The 16,861-nt window shown below is 71.2% G+C and carries 20 protein-coding genes and 1 tRNA gene; 9 read left to right on the top strand and 12 right to left on the bottom strand.

Annotation, left to right across the window (positions count from 1 at the left end; translation table 11 throughout):
* Positions 1-138: 138 nt before the first annotated feature.
* The 6 genes from VFZ92_RS41435 to VFZ92_RS41410 all read right to left on the bottom strand — a co-directional run bounded on the left by VFZ92_RS41435 (position 139) and on the right by VFZ92_RS41410 (position 5,245).
* Positions 139-1,542, bottom strand: coding sequence for a HAMP domain-containing sensor histidine kinase (locus VFZ92_RS41435; protein WP_414720124.1), 1,404 nt, complete (start codon positions 1,540-1,542; stop codon positions 139-141).
* 2 nt (positions 1,543-1,544) lie between these two features.
* A complete protein-coding gene (locus VFZ92_RS41430; protein WP_330883523.1) occupies positions 1,545-2,240 on the bottom strand; it encodes a response regulator transcription factor in 696 nt (231 codons plus the stop codon).
* Positions 2,241-2,303: 63 nt separating this feature from the next.
* The gene (locus VFZ92_RS41425) at positions 2,304-2,915 is read right to left on the bottom strand and encodes a trimeric intracellular cation channel family protein (protein WP_330883521.1); all 612 of its coding nucleotides are present in this window, start codon (positions 2,913-2,915) and stop codon (positions 2,304-2,306) included.
* 20 nt (positions 2,916-2,935) lie between these two features.
* Entirely contained in the window at positions 2,936-4,087 is a 1,152-nt protein-coding gene (locus VFZ92_RS41420) for a GNAT family N-acetyltransferase (RefSeq protein ID WP_330883519.1), read from the bottom strand.
* Between the two features lie 10 nt (positions 4,088-4,097).
* The gene (locus tag VFZ92_RS41415; protein WP_330883517.1) at positions 4,098-4,928 is read right to left on the bottom strand and encodes a 3-hydroxyacyl-CoA dehydrogenase family protein; all 831 of its coding nucleotides are present in this window, start codon (positions 4,926-4,928) and stop codon (positions 4,098-4,100) included.
* A complete protein-coding gene (locus VFZ92_RS41410) occupies positions 4,925-5,245 on the bottom strand; it encodes an EthD family reductase (protein ID WP_330883515.1) in 321 nt (106 codons plus the stop codon). Before VFZ92_RS41410 ends, VFZ92_RS41415 begins: the two co-directional genes overlap by 4 nt.
* A gap of 91 nt (positions 5,246-5,336) precedes the next feature.
* Between VFZ92_RS41410 and VFZ92_RS41405 the strand changes: the two genes are divergently transcribed.
* Complete coding sequence (locus VFZ92_RS41405; protein ID WP_330883513.1) at positions 5,337-6,002, top strand: histidine phosphatase family protein; 666 nt, start codon at positions 5,337-5,339, stop codon at positions 6,000-6,002.
* 24 nt (positions 6,003-6,026) lie between these two features.
* On the opposite strand, the gene rpmF is transcribed toward VFZ92_RS41405, so the two are convergent.
* The 3 genes from rpmF to mrf are packed head-to-tail and all read right to left on the bottom strand — an operon-like array spanning position 6,027 to position 7,512.
* Positions 6,027-6,191: a 50S ribosomal protein L32 gene (gene rpmF / locus VFZ92_RS41400; RefSeq protein WP_330883511.1), complete on the bottom strand. Its 165-nt coding sequence runs from the start codon at positions 6,189-6,191 to the stop codon at positions 6,027-6,029.
* The gene (locus VFZ92_RS41395; protein ID WP_330883509.1) at positions 6,191-6,442 is read right to left on the bottom strand and encodes a type B 50S ribosomal protein L31; all 252 of its coding nucleotides are present in this window, start codon (positions 6,440-6,442) and stop codon (positions 6,191-6,193) included. The genes rpmF and VFZ92_RS41395 overlap by 1 nt, the downstream gene beginning before the upstream one ends.
* On the bottom strand, positions 6,439-7,512 hold the full coding sequence (mrf, locus tag VFZ92_RS41390) for a ribosome hibernation factor-recruiting GTPase MRF (RefSeq protein WP_330883507.1): 1,074 nt from the start codon (positions 7,510-7,512) through the stop codon (positions 6,439-6,441). The genes VFZ92_RS41395 and mrf overlap by 4 nt, the downstream gene beginning before the upstream one ends.
* A 46-nt stretch (positions 7,513-7,558) precedes the next feature.
* Between mrf and rpmB the strand changes: the two genes are divergently transcribed.
* The 6 genes from rpmB (at position 7,559) to VFZ92_RS41360 (ending at position 10,803) form a co-directional block, all read left to right on the top strand.
* The gene (gene rpmB / locus VFZ92_RS41385; RefSeq protein ID WP_330883505.1) at positions 7,559-7,798 is read left to right on the top strand and encodes a 50S ribosomal protein L28; all 240 of its coding nucleotides are present in this window, start codon (positions 7,559-7,561) and stop codon (positions 7,796-7,798) included.
* Positions 7,798-7,965 (top strand): 50S ribosomal protein L33, encoded by a 168-nt coding sequence (gene rpmG, locus VFZ92_RS41380; RefSeq protein WP_106619288.1) that lies wholly within the window; start codon positions 7,798-7,800, stop codon positions 7,963-7,965. Before rpmB ends, rpmG begins: the two co-directional genes overlap by 1 nt.
* Positions 7,965-8,270, top strand: coding sequence for a 30S ribosomal protein S14 (gene rpsN / locus VFZ92_RS41375; protein WP_330883499.1), 306 nt, complete (start codon positions 7,965-7,967; stop codon positions 8,268-8,270). Before rpmG ends, rpsN begins: the two co-directional genes overlap by 1 nt.
* A complete protein-coding gene (gene rpsR, locus VFZ92_RS41370) occupies positions 8,267-8,512 on the top strand; it encodes a 30S ribosomal protein S18 (RefSeq protein WP_330883497.1) in 246 nt (81 codons plus the stop codon). Before rpsN ends, rpsR begins: the two co-directional genes overlap by 4 nt.
* Before the next feature lie 70 nt (positions 8,513-8,582).
* Positions 8,583-9,236: a 5,6-dimethylbenzimidazole synthase gene (gene bluB / locus VFZ92_RS41365; protein ID WP_330883495.1), complete on the top strand. Its 654-nt coding sequence runs from the start codon at positions 8,583-8,585 to the stop codon at positions 9,234-9,236.
* Between the two features lie 118 nt (positions 9,237-9,354).
* Positions 9,355-10,803, top strand: a complete 1,449-nt coding sequence (locus VFZ92_RS41360) for a diguanylate cyclase (protein ID WP_330883493.1) — start codon at positions 9,355-9,357, stop codon at positions 10,801-10,803.
* A gap of 49 nt (positions 10,804-10,852) precedes the next feature.
* Here the strand turns inward: VFZ92_RS41360 and VFZ92_RS41355 are convergent, their stop codons facing one another.
* Both VFZ92_RS41355 and VFZ92_RS41350 read right to left on the bottom strand, forming a co-directional pair.
* The gene (locus VFZ92_RS41355; protein WP_330883491.1) at positions 10,853-11,500 is read right to left on the bottom strand and encodes a response regulator transcription factor; all 648 of its coding nucleotides are present in this window, start codon (positions 11,498-11,500) and stop codon (positions 10,853-10,855) included.
* A gap of 172 nt (positions 11,501-11,672) precedes the next feature.
* Positions 11,673-12,305 carry a peptidoglycan recognition family protein gene (locus tag VFZ92_RS41350; RefSeq protein WP_330883489.1) on the bottom strand — a complete coding sequence of 211 codons (633 nt, stop codon included), beginning with the start codon at positions 12,303-12,305 and terminating at the stop codon, positions 11,673-11,675.
* A 149-nt stretch (positions 12,306-12,454) separates the two neighbouring features.
* Between VFZ92_RS41350 and VFZ92_RS41345 the strand changes: the two genes are divergently transcribed.
* Positions 12,455-15,649, top strand: a complete 3,195-nt coding sequence (locus tag VFZ92_RS41345) for a penicillin acylase family protein (protein WP_330883486.1) — start codon at positions 12,455-12,457, stop codon at positions 15,647-15,649.
* Between the two features lie 61 nt (positions 15,650-15,710).
* Here the strand turns inward: VFZ92_RS41345 and VFZ92_RS41340 are convergent, their stop codons facing one another.
* Entirely contained in the window at positions 15,711-16,457 is a 747-nt protein-coding gene (locus VFZ92_RS41340) for an FkbM family methyltransferase (protein WP_330883484.1), read from the bottom strand.
* A 92-nt stretch (positions 16,458-16,549) separates the two neighbouring features.
* On the opposite strand from VFZ92_RS41340, the gene VFZ92_RS41335 reads away from it, so the two are divergent.
* A tRNA-Arg gene (locus VFZ92_RS41335) sits at positions 16,550-16,622 on the top strand.
* Positions 16,623-16,861: the final 239 nt, after the last annotated feature.

Raw genomic sequence — 16,861 nt, 5'->3', positions numbered from 1 at the left:
CCCTGCGATGGTGGATCGGGCAGGTAGCCACCACCTGCCCTTCAGCCCGATCACAGGGTCGCATCGAGGGGCCCCGAGTCACATCGGCCACCGCCGACGGGACCAGCAGCCACCCGTTCCACCAGAACCGGCAACCCCTCAAGGCCTCCCGGGCAACCGAATGGCGAACAGGGCCCCACCCTCGGGCGCCCGCCCCGCGTAAGCCATTCCCCCGTGCCTCTCAGCGGCCTGCTTCACGATCGCCAACCCCAACCCCGACCCCGGCAACGTCCGAGCCTCGGAAGACCGGTAGAACCGCTCGAAGACGTGCGGCATGTCGGCATCGGCGATCCCCGGCCCGGAATCCGCCACCTCCACCACAGCGCTCCCGTCGCCCACCTGCCGCAACTCCAACCGCACCACCCCGTCGTCGGGGCTGAACTTCACCGCGTTGTCCAGCAGGTTCAACACGGCCCGCTCCAGCGAGTTGGAGTCGCCCAGCAGGGACCACGGCTGCAACCGCACGTCGAACCGCACGTGCGTCACCGTCCGCCGCCGAGCCCGGTCGAGGGCGCGTTCCACCACCTCCACCAGGTCCACCGGCTCCTGCACGACCTGCGGCGCGTCCTCCCGAGCCAGCTCCACGAGGTCGCCGATCAACGTCGTCAGCTCGTCGAGCTGGGCCCGGACGTCGTCGTTGATCTCGGCCTTGTCCTCATCGGACAGCGTGGGGGCGTCGGGCCGCTCGGACGCCAGCAGCAGCTCCAGGTTCGTGCGCATGGACGTCAGCGGCGTCCGCAGCTCGTGCCCGGCGTCGGCCACCAGCCGGCGCTGCCTCTCCTGCGACTCCGCCACGGCCCCGAGCATGGCGTTGAACCTCTGCGTCAACCGGGCCAGCTCGTCGTCCCCGGTCACGGGTATCGGGCGCAGGTCGCCCGTCATGGCCACCCGCTCGGTCGCCTCGGACAGCCGCTGCACCGGTCTCAAGCCGGTGCGGGCCACGGCGGTCCCGGCGAGCGCCGCCACCAGCACGCCCAGCCCGCTGATCACGAACAGGACCACGTTGAGCTTGCCCAGCGTCGCCCGCAGCGGCTTCATGGACTGGCCGATCACCATCGCCTGCCCGTCGGTGTACTGCTTGGAGATCACCCGGAAGCCGGTGCGGTCGTCCGTCCAGATGTTCTCCCCCAGCTCCCCCTTCGCGACCTTCAGGTCGTTGCCGTTGGTGGGCGGCGGGGTGGCGCCCTTCGCGTAGAAGATCTGGCCGAACTCGTCCAGCAGGCCGATCCGGATGTCACCCGCGACCAGGAACGCGACGGGGAACGACTGGAGGTCCTGGCCGCCCTTCACCGACGGCGTCTGGATGGCGTCCGTGACGCGCTGGCGGAGGGTTTCGTCGAGCTGGGTGTAGAGGTTCTGGCTCACCGTCATGTACGCGCCCAGCGACACCACCGCCACCACGCCCGCGACGCAGAACGCCGCGAGCAGGGTGACGCGGGCCCGCAGCGAGACCCGCTGGAACCTGCCGGTGGCGATCGGGTCGTTCGACGACGCTGCGGTGATGATCACGGAGGCGTCTCCCGCAGCACGTAGCCGACGCCACGCACCGTGTGCAGCAACCGGGACTCGCCGTCCAGCTCGGTCTTGCGCCGCAGGTAGCCGACGTAGACCTCCAGCGCGTTGCCGGAGGTCGGGAAGTCGTAGCCCCACACGTCCTCCAGGATGCGACCGCGGGTCAGCACCTGCTTCGGGTGGGTGAGGAACAGCTCCAGCAGGGCGAACTCGGTGCGCGTGAGGCTGATCGCCCGCTCGCCGCGCCGCACGTCGCGCGTGCCGGGGTCCAGCTCCAGGTCGGCGAACTTCAGCGTGGCGCGGGCCCGTTCGGTGCCGTCCTGCTCGTTCGACGCCCGCCGCAGCAGCGCGCGGAGCCTGGCGAGCAGCTCCTCCAGCGCGAACGGCTTGGGCAGGTAGTCGTCGGCCCCCGCGTCCAGTCCGGACACGCGGTCGGACACCGCGTCGCGGGCCGTGAGGACGAGGATGGGCAGGTCGTCACCGGTGCTCCGCAGCCTGCGGCACACCTCCAGCCCGTCGAGCCGGGGCATCATGACGTCCAGGACCATCGCGTCCGGGCGCGCTGTCGTCACCGCTTCGAGCGCCTGCTGGCCATCGCCCGCGGTTTCCACCTGGTAGCCGTTGAACTGCAGTGAGCGGCGTAGCGACTCACGCACGGCCCGGTCGTCGTCGACAACGAGGATGCGCATGGGGGTAAGTGTTGCCCTTCGTCCTGAGAAGCGCCTGAGAGGGAGCCCAACAAACCGTGTGAACTACGCGTCAAGTCCGTGCGCCACCGGCGCGTTCCACCTCCGCCAGAGCGCGAGCACCCGCACCGCCACGACCAGGGCGGACCCGGCCAGCGCGACCGGCTCGTCCGGGAGGCCGAGCACGCTGCCGCCCGCGACCACCACGCCCCCGAGCAGCGCGGCGACGGCGTAGATCTCGCGGCGCAGGACCAGCGGGATCTCGCGCAGGAGCACGTCGCGCAGCGCGCCGCCGCCGATGCCGGTGGTCATGCCGATCAGGCACGCCGTGTACGGCGGGGCGCCCAGCGCGAGGGCGGTCGACGTGCCGCCGGTGACGAACAGCCCGAGGCCGATCGCGTCCAGCAGCAGCACGGCCCTGCGGAGCTTCGCGACCTGCGGGTGGAACCAGAACACCAGCAGGCCCGTGACGCCGGGGACCAGCAGGTACGGCCACTTCACCAGGCTGCTCGGCGGGTGCACGCCGAGCAGCACGTCCCGGATGACGCCGCCGCCCAGCGCGGTCGTCAGCGCCAGCACGATGACGCCGAACACGTCGAGCCTGGCTCGGACCGCGGCCAGCGCGCCGGACGCCGCGAACACCGCGATGCCGACCAGTTCCAGGACGATGAGCAACACGAGGGGCCAGGGTAGGTGCGCTAGAAGAAGTCGGCGAGGCGCGGGGTGCCGGGGGCCGCGACGAGCTGGTCCAGCAGCGGCGCCTCGCCGGTCAGGAGCCCGGCGCGGCGCAGCGCGGCGGTGCTCTGCGCGCCCGCGAACCACGGCCCGAGCGCCCTGGCCCGCACCCGGACGGCTCCGGTGCCGCCGGGCTCGACCCGCACCCCGCCGTCGTCCACGACGAGCCGCTGCCTGCCCGCGTGCCACGGCGCGTGCTCGTCGACCACGTCCAGGTCGACCGCGCCCGCCCTCAGGCCCGCGGCGTTCGGCCAGCCCCGCGCGGCGACGGCGGCGGGCAGGTCCACGACCCGCAGGAACCACTGGCTCACCGCGAGTTCGACGCGCATGGCCTGCGAGGTGAGCAGCCCGGTGAACGCGGGGTCGACCACGCGCACGTCGATCCGGTCGAGGACCCCGGCCCACGACGTGAGCTCGGCCAGCAGGGTGACCTGCGCGTCCAGGTCGACGCCCACGAGGTCGTGGACCTTGAGCCCCTCGGGGACGCGGTCGGCGGTCAGGTAGCCGCGCGGCGCGCCGTCGGCGTCGGTCACGAGCGTGGCCACGTCCAGGTCGAGCAGCTTCTCGGGCTCGAACGTCGGCGCGTGGCGGTCGAGCAGCCCGTCCACGGTGGCCGCCAGTCCGGTGTAGAGGGCGTGGACGTCGGCCAGGTCGGTCCCGGTGACCCGACGGGTGGCCAGCCGGTTCACGCCCACGGGTGACATGAGCAGCCGGTCCATCGGGAACACGAGCCGCTCGAACGCACCGGAGCGCTCCCAGCCGCGAGCGCGGTAGAGCGCGGGCACGGTCGGGTACAGCGCGGACACCGCCTGGCCCCGGTCGCGCATCGTGCGCAGCGCCGTGTCGACCAGCGCCGACGCGACGCCCCGGCGGCGGGCGTGCGGGTCGACCACGACACCGCCGATGCCGCCCATGGGCACGGCGCGACCGCCGAAGAACTGGGCGAAGTCGTTGATCAGCAGCGACCCGAGCGGGTGACCGCCCTCCTCGGCGAGCAGGCCGAGCCTGCCGGGCACGACCAGCTCCTCCGGCGGCGGCGCCGTGCCCGCGAACGCGAGCTTGCGCATCCGCAGCACGGTGTCGCGGTCGTCCTCGGTGTACTCCCTGATGTCCACGGGCACCTGCTTACCAGGTGAAGAACCCCTGGCCGGCCTTCCGCCCCAGCTCACCGCGGTCGACCTTGGCGCGCAGCAGGGCGGGCGGGGTGAACCGCGGCCCCAGCTCGGCGGCCAGGTGCTCGGCGATGGCCAGCCGCACGTCGAGGCCGACGAGGTCGGTCAGCCTCAGCGGTCCCATCGGCCAGCCGTAGCCGAGGCGCATCCCGGTGTCGATGTCCTCGGCGCCGGCGACGCCCTCCTCCAGCATCCGGATGGCCTCCATGCCGACCGCGACCCCCAGCCGCGAGGTGGCGAACCCCGGCGAGTCGCGGACCTCGATGACGGTCTTGCCCAGCGCTTCGGCCCAGGTCCGGACCCTCGTCACGACGTCGGGTCCCACGCCCGCGTGGTGGACGAGCTCGACCAGCTCCTGGACCGGGACGGGGTTGAAGAAGTGCATCCCGACGAGCCGCTCGCCGGGCAGGTCCTCGGCCAGCGCGGAGATCGAGAGCGAGGAGGTGTTGGACGCCAGCACGGCCTGTGGGCAAACGCTTGCGACCTGCTGGAGCACCCGCCGCTTGAGGTCGACGTCCTCCGGCACGGCCTCGACCACCAGCTCCGCGGCGGCGGGCAGCCCGGCGAGGTCGTCCACGACGGTCAGCCCGGCCAGCAGCTCCTCCGGGGCGACGGCCAGCTTCCCGCGCTCGGCGGCCTTCGCGAGCGACGCGGCCACGGCTCTCCGCGCCGCGTCGGAGCGTTCGGGCCCGGCTTCCGCGAGCGTGACGTCATGACCGCCCGCGAGCAGCAGGTGCGCGATGCCCGCGCCCATCGTGCCGCCGCCGACCACCCCGGTGATCATTCGGCGACCACCTCGGCGGTGAACATGGCCACCAGTTCGAGCCCGCCGATCTCCGACAGGTTCGCCCCGGCCGCGTGCCACTCGGGTGATTGGAACGCCGCGTTCATGACCTCGGGCGACTCGAAGTACATCTCGGCGACGACGTGCAGGTCCGTGTCGCCCAGGAAGCCGGGGACCAGCACGCGGTCGACCTTGGCCACCTCGGCACGGAGCAGACCTGGGGTTTTCCGGACGATCGGGAGGTGGGAGGAGAAGTACTTCTCGTCGAAGTCCGCCTGGTCCGCGGGCTTCCGGTAGAGCGCGATGTACTTGATCATGTGACACTCCCTGGAGGTTTTCGACTTGGACTGTAACAGCGGATTCGGATCCGGCGGTTGCTCCGGCAGGAGTCTCCCCCAAGATGGTGGGGTGCGGATCATCCTGCTGCGACACGGCCAGAGCCTCGGGAACGTCGACGAATCGGCCTACTGCCGGGTCCCGGACCACTCCCTCCCCCTCACGGCGCTGGGCGAATCGCAGGCCCGTTCGACCGGGCCCGCGATCCGCTCGCTGATCGGCGAGGGGCCGGTGGCGGTGTACGTCAGCCCCTACCTGCGGACCCGCAAGACGTTGGCCGGGCTGGAACTGGGCCCGCTGGTGGACCGGGTGGTCGCCGAACCCCGGTTGCGGGAGCAGGACTGGGGCAACCTCCAGGACCCGGTGCAGCAGGAGGTGCTGAAGCACCAGAGGCACGCCTTCGGGCACTTCTTCTTCCGGCTGCCCAACGGGGAGTCCGGGGCGGACGTGGACGACCGGCTGGCCGCGTTCCTCGGGGAGCTGGAACTGCACATGCGCAAGGACGCCGAGCACCCGCGGACCGTGCTCGTGGTGTCGCACGGGCTGACGATCCGGTTGCTGTGCAGGCGGTTGTTCTCGTGGAGCGTGGAACTCTTCGAATCGCTGTCCAACCTGGACACCTGCGGCTACCGGGTCCTGGACCACGACGGGGACGGCTGGAGGCTGGACCGGGCCTTCGAGCAGTGGCGGGAGTCGCCGGACGGCGAGACCCAGGCCCAGGTGGGGCCGCGCGGGTAGCGCCCGGCGACCCGCGCCGCCCACCTAGCCCAGCAGCCCGCGCCGGTACGCCGCCACCAACCGCCGGGGCACGCGGAGCCTCCTGCCGTCCAGGGCGGTCACCTCCACCAGGTCCGGCGCCTGCGCCTTCCACCGCGCCCGCCGGTGCCGGGTGTTGGAGCGCGAGGTCTTCCTCTTCGGGACCGCCATTACTTCTGCCGCTTTCCGTAGCGCTGGTTGAACTTCTCGATCCGACCGGCCGTGTCGATCATCCGCTGCGTGCCCGTCCAGAACGGGTGCGAGTCGGCCGTGATGTCGACGGTCAGCAGCGGGTAGGTGTTGCCGTCCTCCCACTCGACGGTCTTGTCCGACGTGGCCGTCGAGCGGGTGAGGAACTGCTTGCCCGTCGAGCTGTCCCGGAAGACGACCGGGTGGTAGTCGGGGTGGATGTTCGGTTTCACGATGCCTCTTCCCTCGGGTGGTGGGCGAACGGGTCGTCGCTGCAGACGAGCCCGCCCGCCAGTTCGTCGTCCGTGAGCAGTGCGGCCCGCAGGGTCGCCTCGATCTCCGCCGTCGACGCCTCGTGCACGATGACGACGAGGTCCTGCGCCCGGTCGCCGTAGTAGGGGTCCCACTCCAGCGAGGCCCTCGCCCGCCGTTCCGGCTCGACGTCGGACCAGTCGTCCACCGCGGCCAGCCACGGCCCGGCGTCCCCGATCCGCAGCCCGCCGCCCGCCGACTCCAGCCACAGGGCCATGTCCGGCCGCGAGGCGACCCAGAGCCGTCCCCGCGTCCGGACCACGCCGTCGAGCAGCACGTCCAGCGCCTCGTGGAGGCGTTCCGGGTGGAACGGGCGGCGGTCGGTGAAGTGCACGGTGCCCACCGAGCCGTCCGGCTCCAGCGGGAGACCGCGCAGGAGCGGCCCGAAGGCGTCGTACGGGCGGTTCTCGGGAGCGGCCAGCAGGGCCGTGACGTCCAATGAGGACAGTTCCTGGCGCGGTGCCAGCGGTGCGACGCGGTCGAGCACGGCTACGGTGCGGACGTCCCCCGGTTCCCCCACGAGCACCAGGGCGTCGGCGAACTCGGCGTGGCCCACCACGACCTGGGCGACCGTCCGCTCGTCGTCGTCCGCCGCGCCCAGTCCGCGCTCCGCGAGGCCCACCTCGCCGGTGGCGTCGGCCAGCCAGGTCTCCCGGTCGATCACCGAGACGACCGACAGCACGTGCACCGCGTCGGCGGGCAGGGCGATGCAGACGGCCTCCGGTTCCAGCGCGGGGTCCAGCCGGAGGACCACGGTGCTGCCCGCCAGCGAGGTCAGCAGCGGGACGAGGTCTTCGCGCAGGGTGCAGGAGACGCAGCCGTGGGCGAGGTCCAGCACCGTCAGGTGGCCGTCGACCCAGCGGCTGACGACGCCCTCGGCGATGCGGCTCAGGTCGTGGCGGACGAGGACCGAGCCCTCCAGTGCGCGCCACACCTCCTCGGCCACCGGGTGCTCCGCGACTCCGGCCACCATGACGACAACGGTTTTCATGTGGGTTACTGTAGATGGAAATGGATGTCATTTCAAAGGAGGTCGTGTGTCGTCACGCCACTGCCAGCTCACGGGGCGGAAACCGGGCTTCGGCAAGCAGGTCTCGCACTCCAACCGGCGCACGTCGCGGCGCTGGCTGCCCAACACCCAGCGCCGCCGCTACTGGCTGGCGTCCGAGGGCAGGTACGTCGTGCTGACCCTGTCCGTGAAGGGGATCAAGACCGTGGACCGCCGCGGCGTCGAAGCCGTCGTGGCGGCGCTGCGCGCCAACGGGGAGAAGGTCTGATGGCCAGGAGCACGGACGTCCGGCCGATCATCAAGATGCGGTCCACCGCGGGCACGGGCTACACGTACGTGACCCGCAAGAACCGGCGCAACGACCCGGACCGGCTGGTCCTGCGCAAGTTCGACCCGGTGGTGCGCAGGCACGTCGACTTCAAGGAGGAGCGCTGATGGCGAAGAAGTCGAAGATCGCCAGGGACCGGCAGCGCCGGGAGGTCGTGGCGCGGCACGCGGAGAGGCGGGCCTCGCTCAAGGAGCAGCTCCGGTCCCCGTCGTCCACCGACGAGCAGCGGTCCGCCGCGGTGCTCGGGCTCCAGCGGCTCCCGCGTGACGCCAGCCCCACCCGGCTGCGCAACCGCGACGTCGTGGACGGGCGCCCGAGGGCGTACTTCCGCGCGTTCGGGCTGTCGCGGATCAGGCTGCGCGAGATGGCGCACCGCGGCGAGCTGCCCGGCCTCAGCAAGTCGAGCTGGTGAGCGCGGTGGCCAAGGAGCGGCGCGCGGCGCCGAAGAAGCGCGTGAACGTGCTGAAGCGCGAGGGCGTGACCGAGGTCGACTGGAAGGACACGACGCTGCTGCGGAAGTTCGTGTCCGACCGCGGCAAGATCCGCTCGCGGCGGGTGACCGGGCTGACGCCGCAGGAGCAGCGGCAGGTGGCGACCGCGATCAAGAACGCCCGCGAGATGGCGCTGCTCCCCTATCCGTCGCAGGGGAGGTAGCCGTTCGGAGTGACCACCACCGCACCGGGTCGCGGTGGTGGTCGCCCCGCACGGCGGGCACGATCGCGGCATGAGCATCGAAGAACAGGTGGCGGGCCTCTACGAGGTGCTGCACCGGCGCCGCGACACCAGGCGCGAGTTCACCGGTGCGCCGATCCCGCCGGACGCGCTGCGCCGGGTGCTGACCGCCGCGCACGCCGCACCCAGCGTCGGACTGTCCCAGCCGTGGGACTTCATCCTCGTGCGGGACGAGACGACCCGGCGGGCGTTCCGCGACCACGTGCACGCCGAGCGCAGCATGTTCACCGCGCAGCTGGACGCCGAGCGGGCGGAGGTGTTCAGCCGGATCAAGGTCGAGGGGATCCTGGAGTCGACCCTCGGCGTGGTCGTCACGTACGACCCGGACCGGGGCTCGCCCGCCGTCCTCGGCCGCCACGCCATCGCGGACGCGGGCCTCTACTCCGTTTGCCTCGCCATCCAGAACCTGTGGCTCGCCGCTACCGCCGAAGGTCTGGGAGTGGGGTGGGTGAGCTTCTACCGCGAGGACGTCCTGCGTCGATTGCTGCACATTCCACCCAGGTTGCGGCCGGTCGCGTGGCTTTGCGTCGGACCCGTGGCAGGGTTGCCCGATCAACCCGATCTGGAACGCGCGGGGTGGCGGAACCGCATACCTGTCGAAGACGTCATGCACCACGAGCGGTACAGGGAGCGCTCCTCCCGGTAACCTGTTGGGGCCGTGCCGGCAGGGGCGGAACCTCAGTGTTCCCGCTCGGCGAGTCGGAATGGAGTGTCGAGCACGAGTGGAGCAGCGCGATCCGCTGACAGCGGGGCACGTGACGCACATGGACCTGAGGGTCCGCGTGCTGCTGAACGCTGGGCGTTTACCCGAGGCCAACGCCGTGTTCGACGAGGTGGTGACCAAGGCGCCTCCGAGCGCGGACCGCTGGGTGCGCTCGGCAGTCCTGGTCCACCGGGCCGTCATGGCGTGGCGGCTGGGCCGGATCCCCCTGGCGCTGGAACTGGCCGCCGAGGGGTGGCTAGACGTCGACTCGGAGACCACCGACAGCCCCGCCGCGGCGCAGACGATGGGCACGTTGGGCTACCTGCTCGAAGGCATCGGGCACCGGCACGCCGCGCTGGACATGGTGCGCAGGGCCGTGGAGGTCGCCCGCCGGGCCAACGGCCCGGACACGCTGGCGCAGTGCCTGCAACGGCTCGGCGGCACGCTGAACTTCCGCGCGGCCTCGGGTCCCCCCGGCGACGCGCACGCGATCTTCGAGGAGGCCAGGGGCTACCTCGCCGAGGGCCTGACGCTCGACACCGTGGACGGCCACGTGCACCGCGGTCTGCTCGGGGCGTACGGCCGCGCGCTGGCGGGCGTCGGGGAACTGGACGCCGCGGAGAAGGCCGGCCGCAAGACGCTGGAGCTCGCCTCCGACATCAGGGACCACTGGGGCATGTCCGTCGGCAACTGGGTGCTGTCCACGGTCCACCGCGCCCGCGGTGAGCTGGTGGAGGCCCGCACGCTGGCGAGCCGGTCCGTCGCGTCCGCCCAGTCCATCAACGACACGTCGCTGATGCTGCGGTTCTCGCTGGACCTCGCGAACATCTGCTCCGAGATGGACGACCCCGTGGGCGAGGCCGCCGCGCTGCGGTGCAGCGTCGCCGCGGGCCAGAAGGCGTCCGAGACGCTCCAGGAGGGCCTCGGGCAGGCGTTGGAGCACCGCCAGGCGGCGCTGCGCGCCCAGCAGCTCGCCGCGGCGGCCCAGGAGGCGGCGGCGCGCGACCCGTTGACGGGGCTGGCGAACCGGCTCGGGCTGGAAGCGGCGGCCGCGAGGCTGCTGGAGGGAACGGCGTCGCGCGGCCGGGTGCCGTGGCTGGTGCTGGTCGACGTCGACTGGTTCAAGGGCGTGAACGACGACGCGGGTCATGCCGCGGGCGACGCCGCCCTGCGGGAGATCGCCCAACTGCTGCGCCGGGAGTGCCGGACGGACGACCTCGTGGCCCGCTGGGCGGGTGACGAGTTCGTGGTGCTGCTGGGCGACAACGGCAACTCCGAGCACGAGGTCGGGCCGACCGTGGCCGAGCGCATCCGCGCCGCCGTCGACGGGCACGACTGGTCGATGGTGCTGGGCACGACGCGGCGCCCGACGGTCAGCATCGGCGTGGCGGCGGGCCCGGCGAAGCTGGACCAGCTGTTCGCGGCGGCGGACATGGCTCTGTACCGGGCGAAGCGGCACGGCCGCAACCGCGTGGAAGTCGAACCGACGGTGCACGAGACCGTGAACTAGGGCGGGGGCGCGGTGCCTCGGCGCCTGCCCCCGACCCCTCGTTCGCGTTCTAGGCGATCAACCCGCCGCGGAAGGCCACGAGCGCGGCCTGCACGCGGTTCACCGCACCGATCTTGCCGAGGACCGAGGACACGTAGCCCTTCACCGTGGCCTCGGACAGGTGCAGCGTGCCACCGATCTCGGCGTTGGACATGCCCTGGCCGATCAGCACGAGCACCTCGCGCTCCCGTTCGGACAGCATGGCCAGCAGCCGCCGCGCGGGCTCCGCGGCCCGTTCACCGTCGGCCACCGCCGCGAGGACCCGTGCCGCCACACCGGGATCGAGCACCGCGCCACCCCGTGCGAGGTCGCGCACCGCCTTCACCAGCTGCTCCGGCTCGGTGTCCTTCAGCAGGAAGCCGCTGGCGCCCAGGCGCAAGGCCTCGCTGACGTACTCGTCCACGTCGAACGTGGTGAGCATCGCGATCCGCGGCGGTTCGGGCAGCGTGCGCAGCCTGCGCAACGCCACCAGCCCGTCGTTGGACCGCATGCGGATGTCCAGCAGGACCACGTGCGGACGGTGCTGGCGGGCCAGGTCGGCCACCAGGTGTCCGTCGTCGCACTCGGCCACCACTTCGATGTCACCGGCGCTGCTGAGGATCATGCGAAGCCCGGACCGGACGAGGTCCTCGTCGTCGGCCAGCATCACCTTGATCACGACGCCTCCCCGAGTTGGCGTTTCGTGTTCATACAGGCCCAGCATCGCGCACCGGTGCGCAAGCTGGCGTTAATTCGACGTTATCTCACCATGTGGTAGGACGTTTGCCCAGCGTTCGGCGGCGTGGAAAGGCTCTCACCACAGCGTTCACAGTTGCCAGGAAGAAACACGGTCAGCCCAGGACGCGCGCGACTTCCTGCCGCAGTCGGGGGAGCATGGCGTAGAGCTTGTCGCCAGGGCACTGCGTGTCCGTGTAGTGGTCGCGGTGGCCGTCGATCGCCGTCGGCGCGATGCCGTACTGCTCGCAGGTGTAGACGCAGAACGAGACGAGCGAATCCCACTGCTCGCGCCGGGGTTCCTCGGCGGTGTAGAGCCCCTCGTTCTCGATGCCGATCGCGGTGGTGTTCTGGCCGGGGCAGTGGGCGCCCTCCACGACGCGGTCGCCCGCGTGGAGCGCGTCGAGGCTGCCGTGCCGCCCCTCCATGAGGAAACCGCCGCGGCTGTTGGTGAAGTGCTGGCCCGAGTCGAGCCAGCCGTTGTCGTCCATGTGGTGGTCCTGGATCCACCGGGCGTGCTCGAAGGCGTGCTCCACCGAGTAGTCGGTGACGTTCTCGGTCGCCGTGTGGTGCACCAGGATCCGCACCGGCCGTCGCTGGACGAGCGTGACCGGGCTCGACGGGGGACGCGCGCCCCAGTCGGCGCAGGAGCGGACGGGCAGCAGGGCCGCCCTCGCGGAGGCCGAACCCAGCCCGACGAGCAGCCCCGACGCGGCCACTCCGGCCAGCAGCGTTCGACGTCGCACCATGAACAAGTTTTTCCCAGTGTCGGCGCAGTTGGGCAATAGGCAACGGTGATTACCAGCCGATCGGGTAAAAGAACGTGAAACCCTTTCAGAAAAGTTGTGGAAAAAGTAACGTGCGCCACACCAGTCCTGCATGGAAGGAGCTTCGCGTCATGCGGAGAGCCGCCCTACCGGTCGTGGTGGTCGCCCTGCTCGCCACCGCCACCGTCATCACCGCACCAGCGCAGGCGGCCCCCGAGCCGCCCGTCACCACGGCCGCGTTCGCCCCGGACGACTACTGCCTCGGCCAGTGCTCGGACATCCTCCCGCCCGGCAACAACGGCAACGCGACCCTGGCCGAGATCCTGGGCCACAAGGTCTTCGGGACCCGGCCCGCGCACTCGGCCGACCAGCTCCCGAAGTACGACGCGCTGTCCTCGGGCTACCAGGGGCTGACCAACGAGCAGCTGAGCACGTTCTTCAACGACGCCTCCTTCGGCGTCGCCCCCGACCAGGTCGAGAGCACGATCAAGCCGCGCGCGGACGTGACGATCATCCGCGACAAGGCCATCGGGATGCCGCACGTCTACGGCACCACCCGGTCCGGCACCGAGTTCGGCGCGGGCTACGCCGCCGCCCAGGACCGGCTGTGGCTGATGGACGTGTTCCGCCACCTCGGCCGCAGCCAGCTCACCGGGTTCGCGGGCGGCGCCCAGGGCAACCGCGTGCTGGAGCAGAGCTTCTACGGCCAGATCGCCTACACCGAGGCCGACCTCCAGGCCCAGATCGACCGGGTCGCCGCGAGCGGACCCCGTGGCGCGCAGGCGAACCAGGACGTCAACGACTACATCGCGGGCATCAACGCCTACCTCTCGCAGTCCGTCGCCGCGCGGAACTTCCCCGGCGAGTACGTGCTCACCGGGCACGCGGACGCGATCACCAACTGGAACGACATCCAGCCGTTCAAGCCGACCGACATGGTCGCCATCGCGGCCGTCGTCGGCGGGCTGTTCGGCGCGGGCGGCGGCGGCGAGGTGCAGTCCGCGCTGGTCCGCCTGGCGGCGCAGAACAAGTACGGCGCCGAGGTCGGCGAACAGGTGTGGAGGTCGTTCCGCGAGCAGAACGACCCCGAGGCCGTGCTGACCCTGCACGACGGCCAGCGCTTCCCGTACTCCGCGAGCCCGGCCGACCCGGTCGGCGTGGCGGTGCCGGACGCGGGCTCCGTGACGCCGGAACCGATGGTCTACGACCAGACCGGTGGAGCCGCGACCGTCGACGTCCCCGCCGGGGGCCTGGCCGCCGCCGAGGGGATCTTCGCCGACGGCGTCCTCCCTGCCGACCTGCTGAACAAGAAGCACGGCATGTCCAACGCGCTCGTCGTGTCCGGCGCGCACACCGACACCGGCAACCCGATCGCCGTGTTCGGCCCGCAGACCGGCTACTTCGCGCCCCAGCTGCTGATGCTCCAGGAGCTGAACGGTCCCGGCATCAGCGCGCGCGGCGTGTCCTTCGCCGGCGTCGGCATGTACGTGCAGCTCGGCCGCGGCCAGGACTACTCGTGGAGCGCCACCTCGGCGTCGCAGGACATCGTCGACACGTTCGCCGTCGACCTCTGCGAACCCGACGGCGAGCCCGCCACCAAGGCGTCCAACCACTACCTGCTGCGCGGCCAGTGCGTGGCGATGGAGCGGTTGGAGCGCAAGAACGCCTGGAAGCCCACGGTCGCGGACGGCACGGCCGCCGGGTCGTACACGCTCGTCGTGTACCGCACCAAGTACGGCCTGGTGCAGAGCCGAGCCCTGGTCGGCGGCAAACCCGTGGCGTACACCGCTCTGCGGTCCACCTACCTGCACGAGGTCGACCCGATCATCGGGTTCCAGGAGTTCAACGACCCGAGCGCCATCCGTTCCGCGCAGGACTTCCAGAAGGCCGCGGAGCACATCGGGTACGCGTTCAACTGGTTCTACGTCGACTCGAAGGACACGGCGTACTTCAACTCCGGCTCCAACCCGGTGCGCAAGCCGGGCGTCGACCCGAACCTGCCGATCAAGGCCGCGCAGCAGTACGAGTGGCAGGACTGGGACCCGAACACCAACTCCGCGCGCTACACGCCCGCGGCGGAGCACCCCCGGTCGATCAACCAGGACTACTACATCAGCTGGAACAACAAGCAGGCGCTGGACTTCACGTCGTCCGGCTTCGGCAACGGCTCGGTGCACCGCGGCGACCTGATCGACGACCGCGTCAAGGCCCTGATCGCCAACGGCGGCAAGGCGACCAGGGCGTCGCTCACCAAGGCCATGGCCGAGGCCGCGGGCGCCGACCTGCGGGCCGAGCAGGTGCTCCCCGACCTGCTGCGGGTCATCGAGAAGGCCCCGGTGACCGACCCGGCGCTGGCGTCGACCGTGCAGAAGCTCAAGGCGTGGCAGCAGTCCGGTTCGCTGCGCCGCGAGACCACGAAGGGCAGCAAGGTCTACAGCCACGCCGAGGCGATCCGCGTGCTCGACGCGTGGTGGCCCCGGCTCGTGCGGGCCGAGTTCGAGCCCGGCCTGGGCACCGAGCTGTACACCGAGCTGGTCAGGGCCGTCCAGGTCGACGAGGCCCCGTCCGACGCCCACGGCGCCGCACCGCACAAGGGGTCGTCGTTCCAGTACGGGTGGTGGAGCTACGTCGACAAGGACATCAGGCGCGTCCTCGGTGACCAGGTCGCGGGCCCGTTGACCGGCACCTACTGCGGTGGCGGCGACGTGACGGCGTGCCGCACCACGCTGCTGGACAGCCTGCGCGCCGCCGCGGCCGTGCCCGCCAACCAGGTCTACCCCGGTGACGCGGACTGCGCGGCGGGCGACCAGTGGTGCGCCGACTCCATCATCCACCGCGCGATGGGCGGCATCACCCACGACAAGGTGCAGTGGCAGAACCGGCCGACCTACCAGCAGGTCGTCCAGTTCCCGGCCAAGCGGGGCGCCAGCCTGACCAACGCCGCGCTCGGCAGGACCGCGACGGCCAGCAGCCACGAGCGGGGCGCGTACAACTCCCCGCCCGCCAACGCCGTCGACGGCAACCCCGCCACGAGGTGGGCGAGCGACTGGAGCGACGACCAGTGGCTCCAGGTCGACCTGGGCTCGGTGCAGCGGGTCGGTCGCGCGTTCCTGCGGTGGGAGGCGTCGTTCGGGAAGGCGTACCGGATCGAGGTGTCGACCGACGGCACCCGGTGGCGGCAGGTCTTCGCCACCGGCGAGGGCAACGGCGCCACGGACAACGTGACGTTCGCCCCGACCGACGCGCGGTTCGTACGAATGACGGGTACCCAACGCGGCACGAATTACGGATACTCGCTCTACGAGCTCGAGGTCTACCCGCAGTAGACCACTTCCGAGGAAGACCCCGGTCCACCCCCAGGGACCGGGGTCTTCCGCTTTTCGCAGGTCAGCGCGGCACGAAGAGGTAGTTGCGCACCTCGGGCACGATCCGGGTCACCGTCCGCCACCCGCCCTGGTTCCAGATCCTCATGTCGTAGTCGCGCTCGGCGAGCCACGACACCACGTCCTGCGCCGAGTAGCCGAACCGCGAGACGTGCCGCTCCTCGACCTCCAGGAGGAACTTCGGCCGGAGCGTCTCGATCACCCAGGCCCCGCCCTCCAGCACCCGCAGCTCCGCCCCCTCGACGTCGGCCTTCACGAAGTTCAGCCGCCCGATGCCCTGCTCCGCGACGAACGCGTCCAACGTCTGCGTCCGCACCACGACCTCCAGGTGCTCGTCGAACTCGACGTTCGACCCGAGCCCGTTGGCCCCCGCCGTGAGGAACGACCGCCCGGTCACCGGCACCCCGTGCCGAACCGGGACGCTCATCACCTCGCGCCCCTCGACGGCCCCCAGCGCGACCGAGTGCCGCACCACGTTCCGCCCCTCCCGCGGACGCAGCACGTAGGACAGCGCCGGGTGCGCGAACACCAGCGGCTCGACGCTGTGAACCGTCCCCTGTGGACCGACCAGCTGCGACAACGTCACCGTGTACAGACCGAGCGCGGCGCCCACGTCCAGACACACATCACCGACCCCGACCACCTCGCGCAAACCCACCAGCTCGGGCTCGACGAACGGCGTCACCTTGGCCAGGACACGAAGACCGGCAGCGACAGCGGCCCCGCGCACATCAGTAAGTTTCTGCGTCACCCACCCAAGGGTAGGCAACCCGCCACCACGACCGGGCCCCCCACCACAGTTGATCAACAGCCGGCCGCTAAACTGGCTCAAGCACCAGCCCCGCCCTCGTAGCTCAGGGGATAGAGCATCGGTTTCCTAAACCGTGTGTCGCAGGTTCGAATCCTGCCGGGGGCACTCACCTTTCGCCGGGTGAATCAGGCCCTGAGCAGCGGCAACGCGCTCGGGGCTTGATCTTTTAGTGGGTGCGCCGTATGCCACTGTCGGCCGGAATATGCCCCTCTTTGCCACCGTTTACGGACTCACCACGGACTGGATTCGCACCACGACCCGCACCACGCCTGGCAAGCGGAAGGCCCCCAGGGGGTACCTGGGGGCCGTGGTTCCGACTGTCGATCACTGGTCGAAGAGTCCTT

This window comes from Umezawaea sp., assembly GCF_036375055.1.
Lineage (GTDB): Bacteria > Actinomycetota > Actinomycetes > Mycobacteriales > Pseudonocardiaceae > Umezawaea.
The sequence above is the reverse complement of the archived record's forward strand: the minus strand, read 5'-3'. Positions and strand labels throughout refer to the sequence as shown.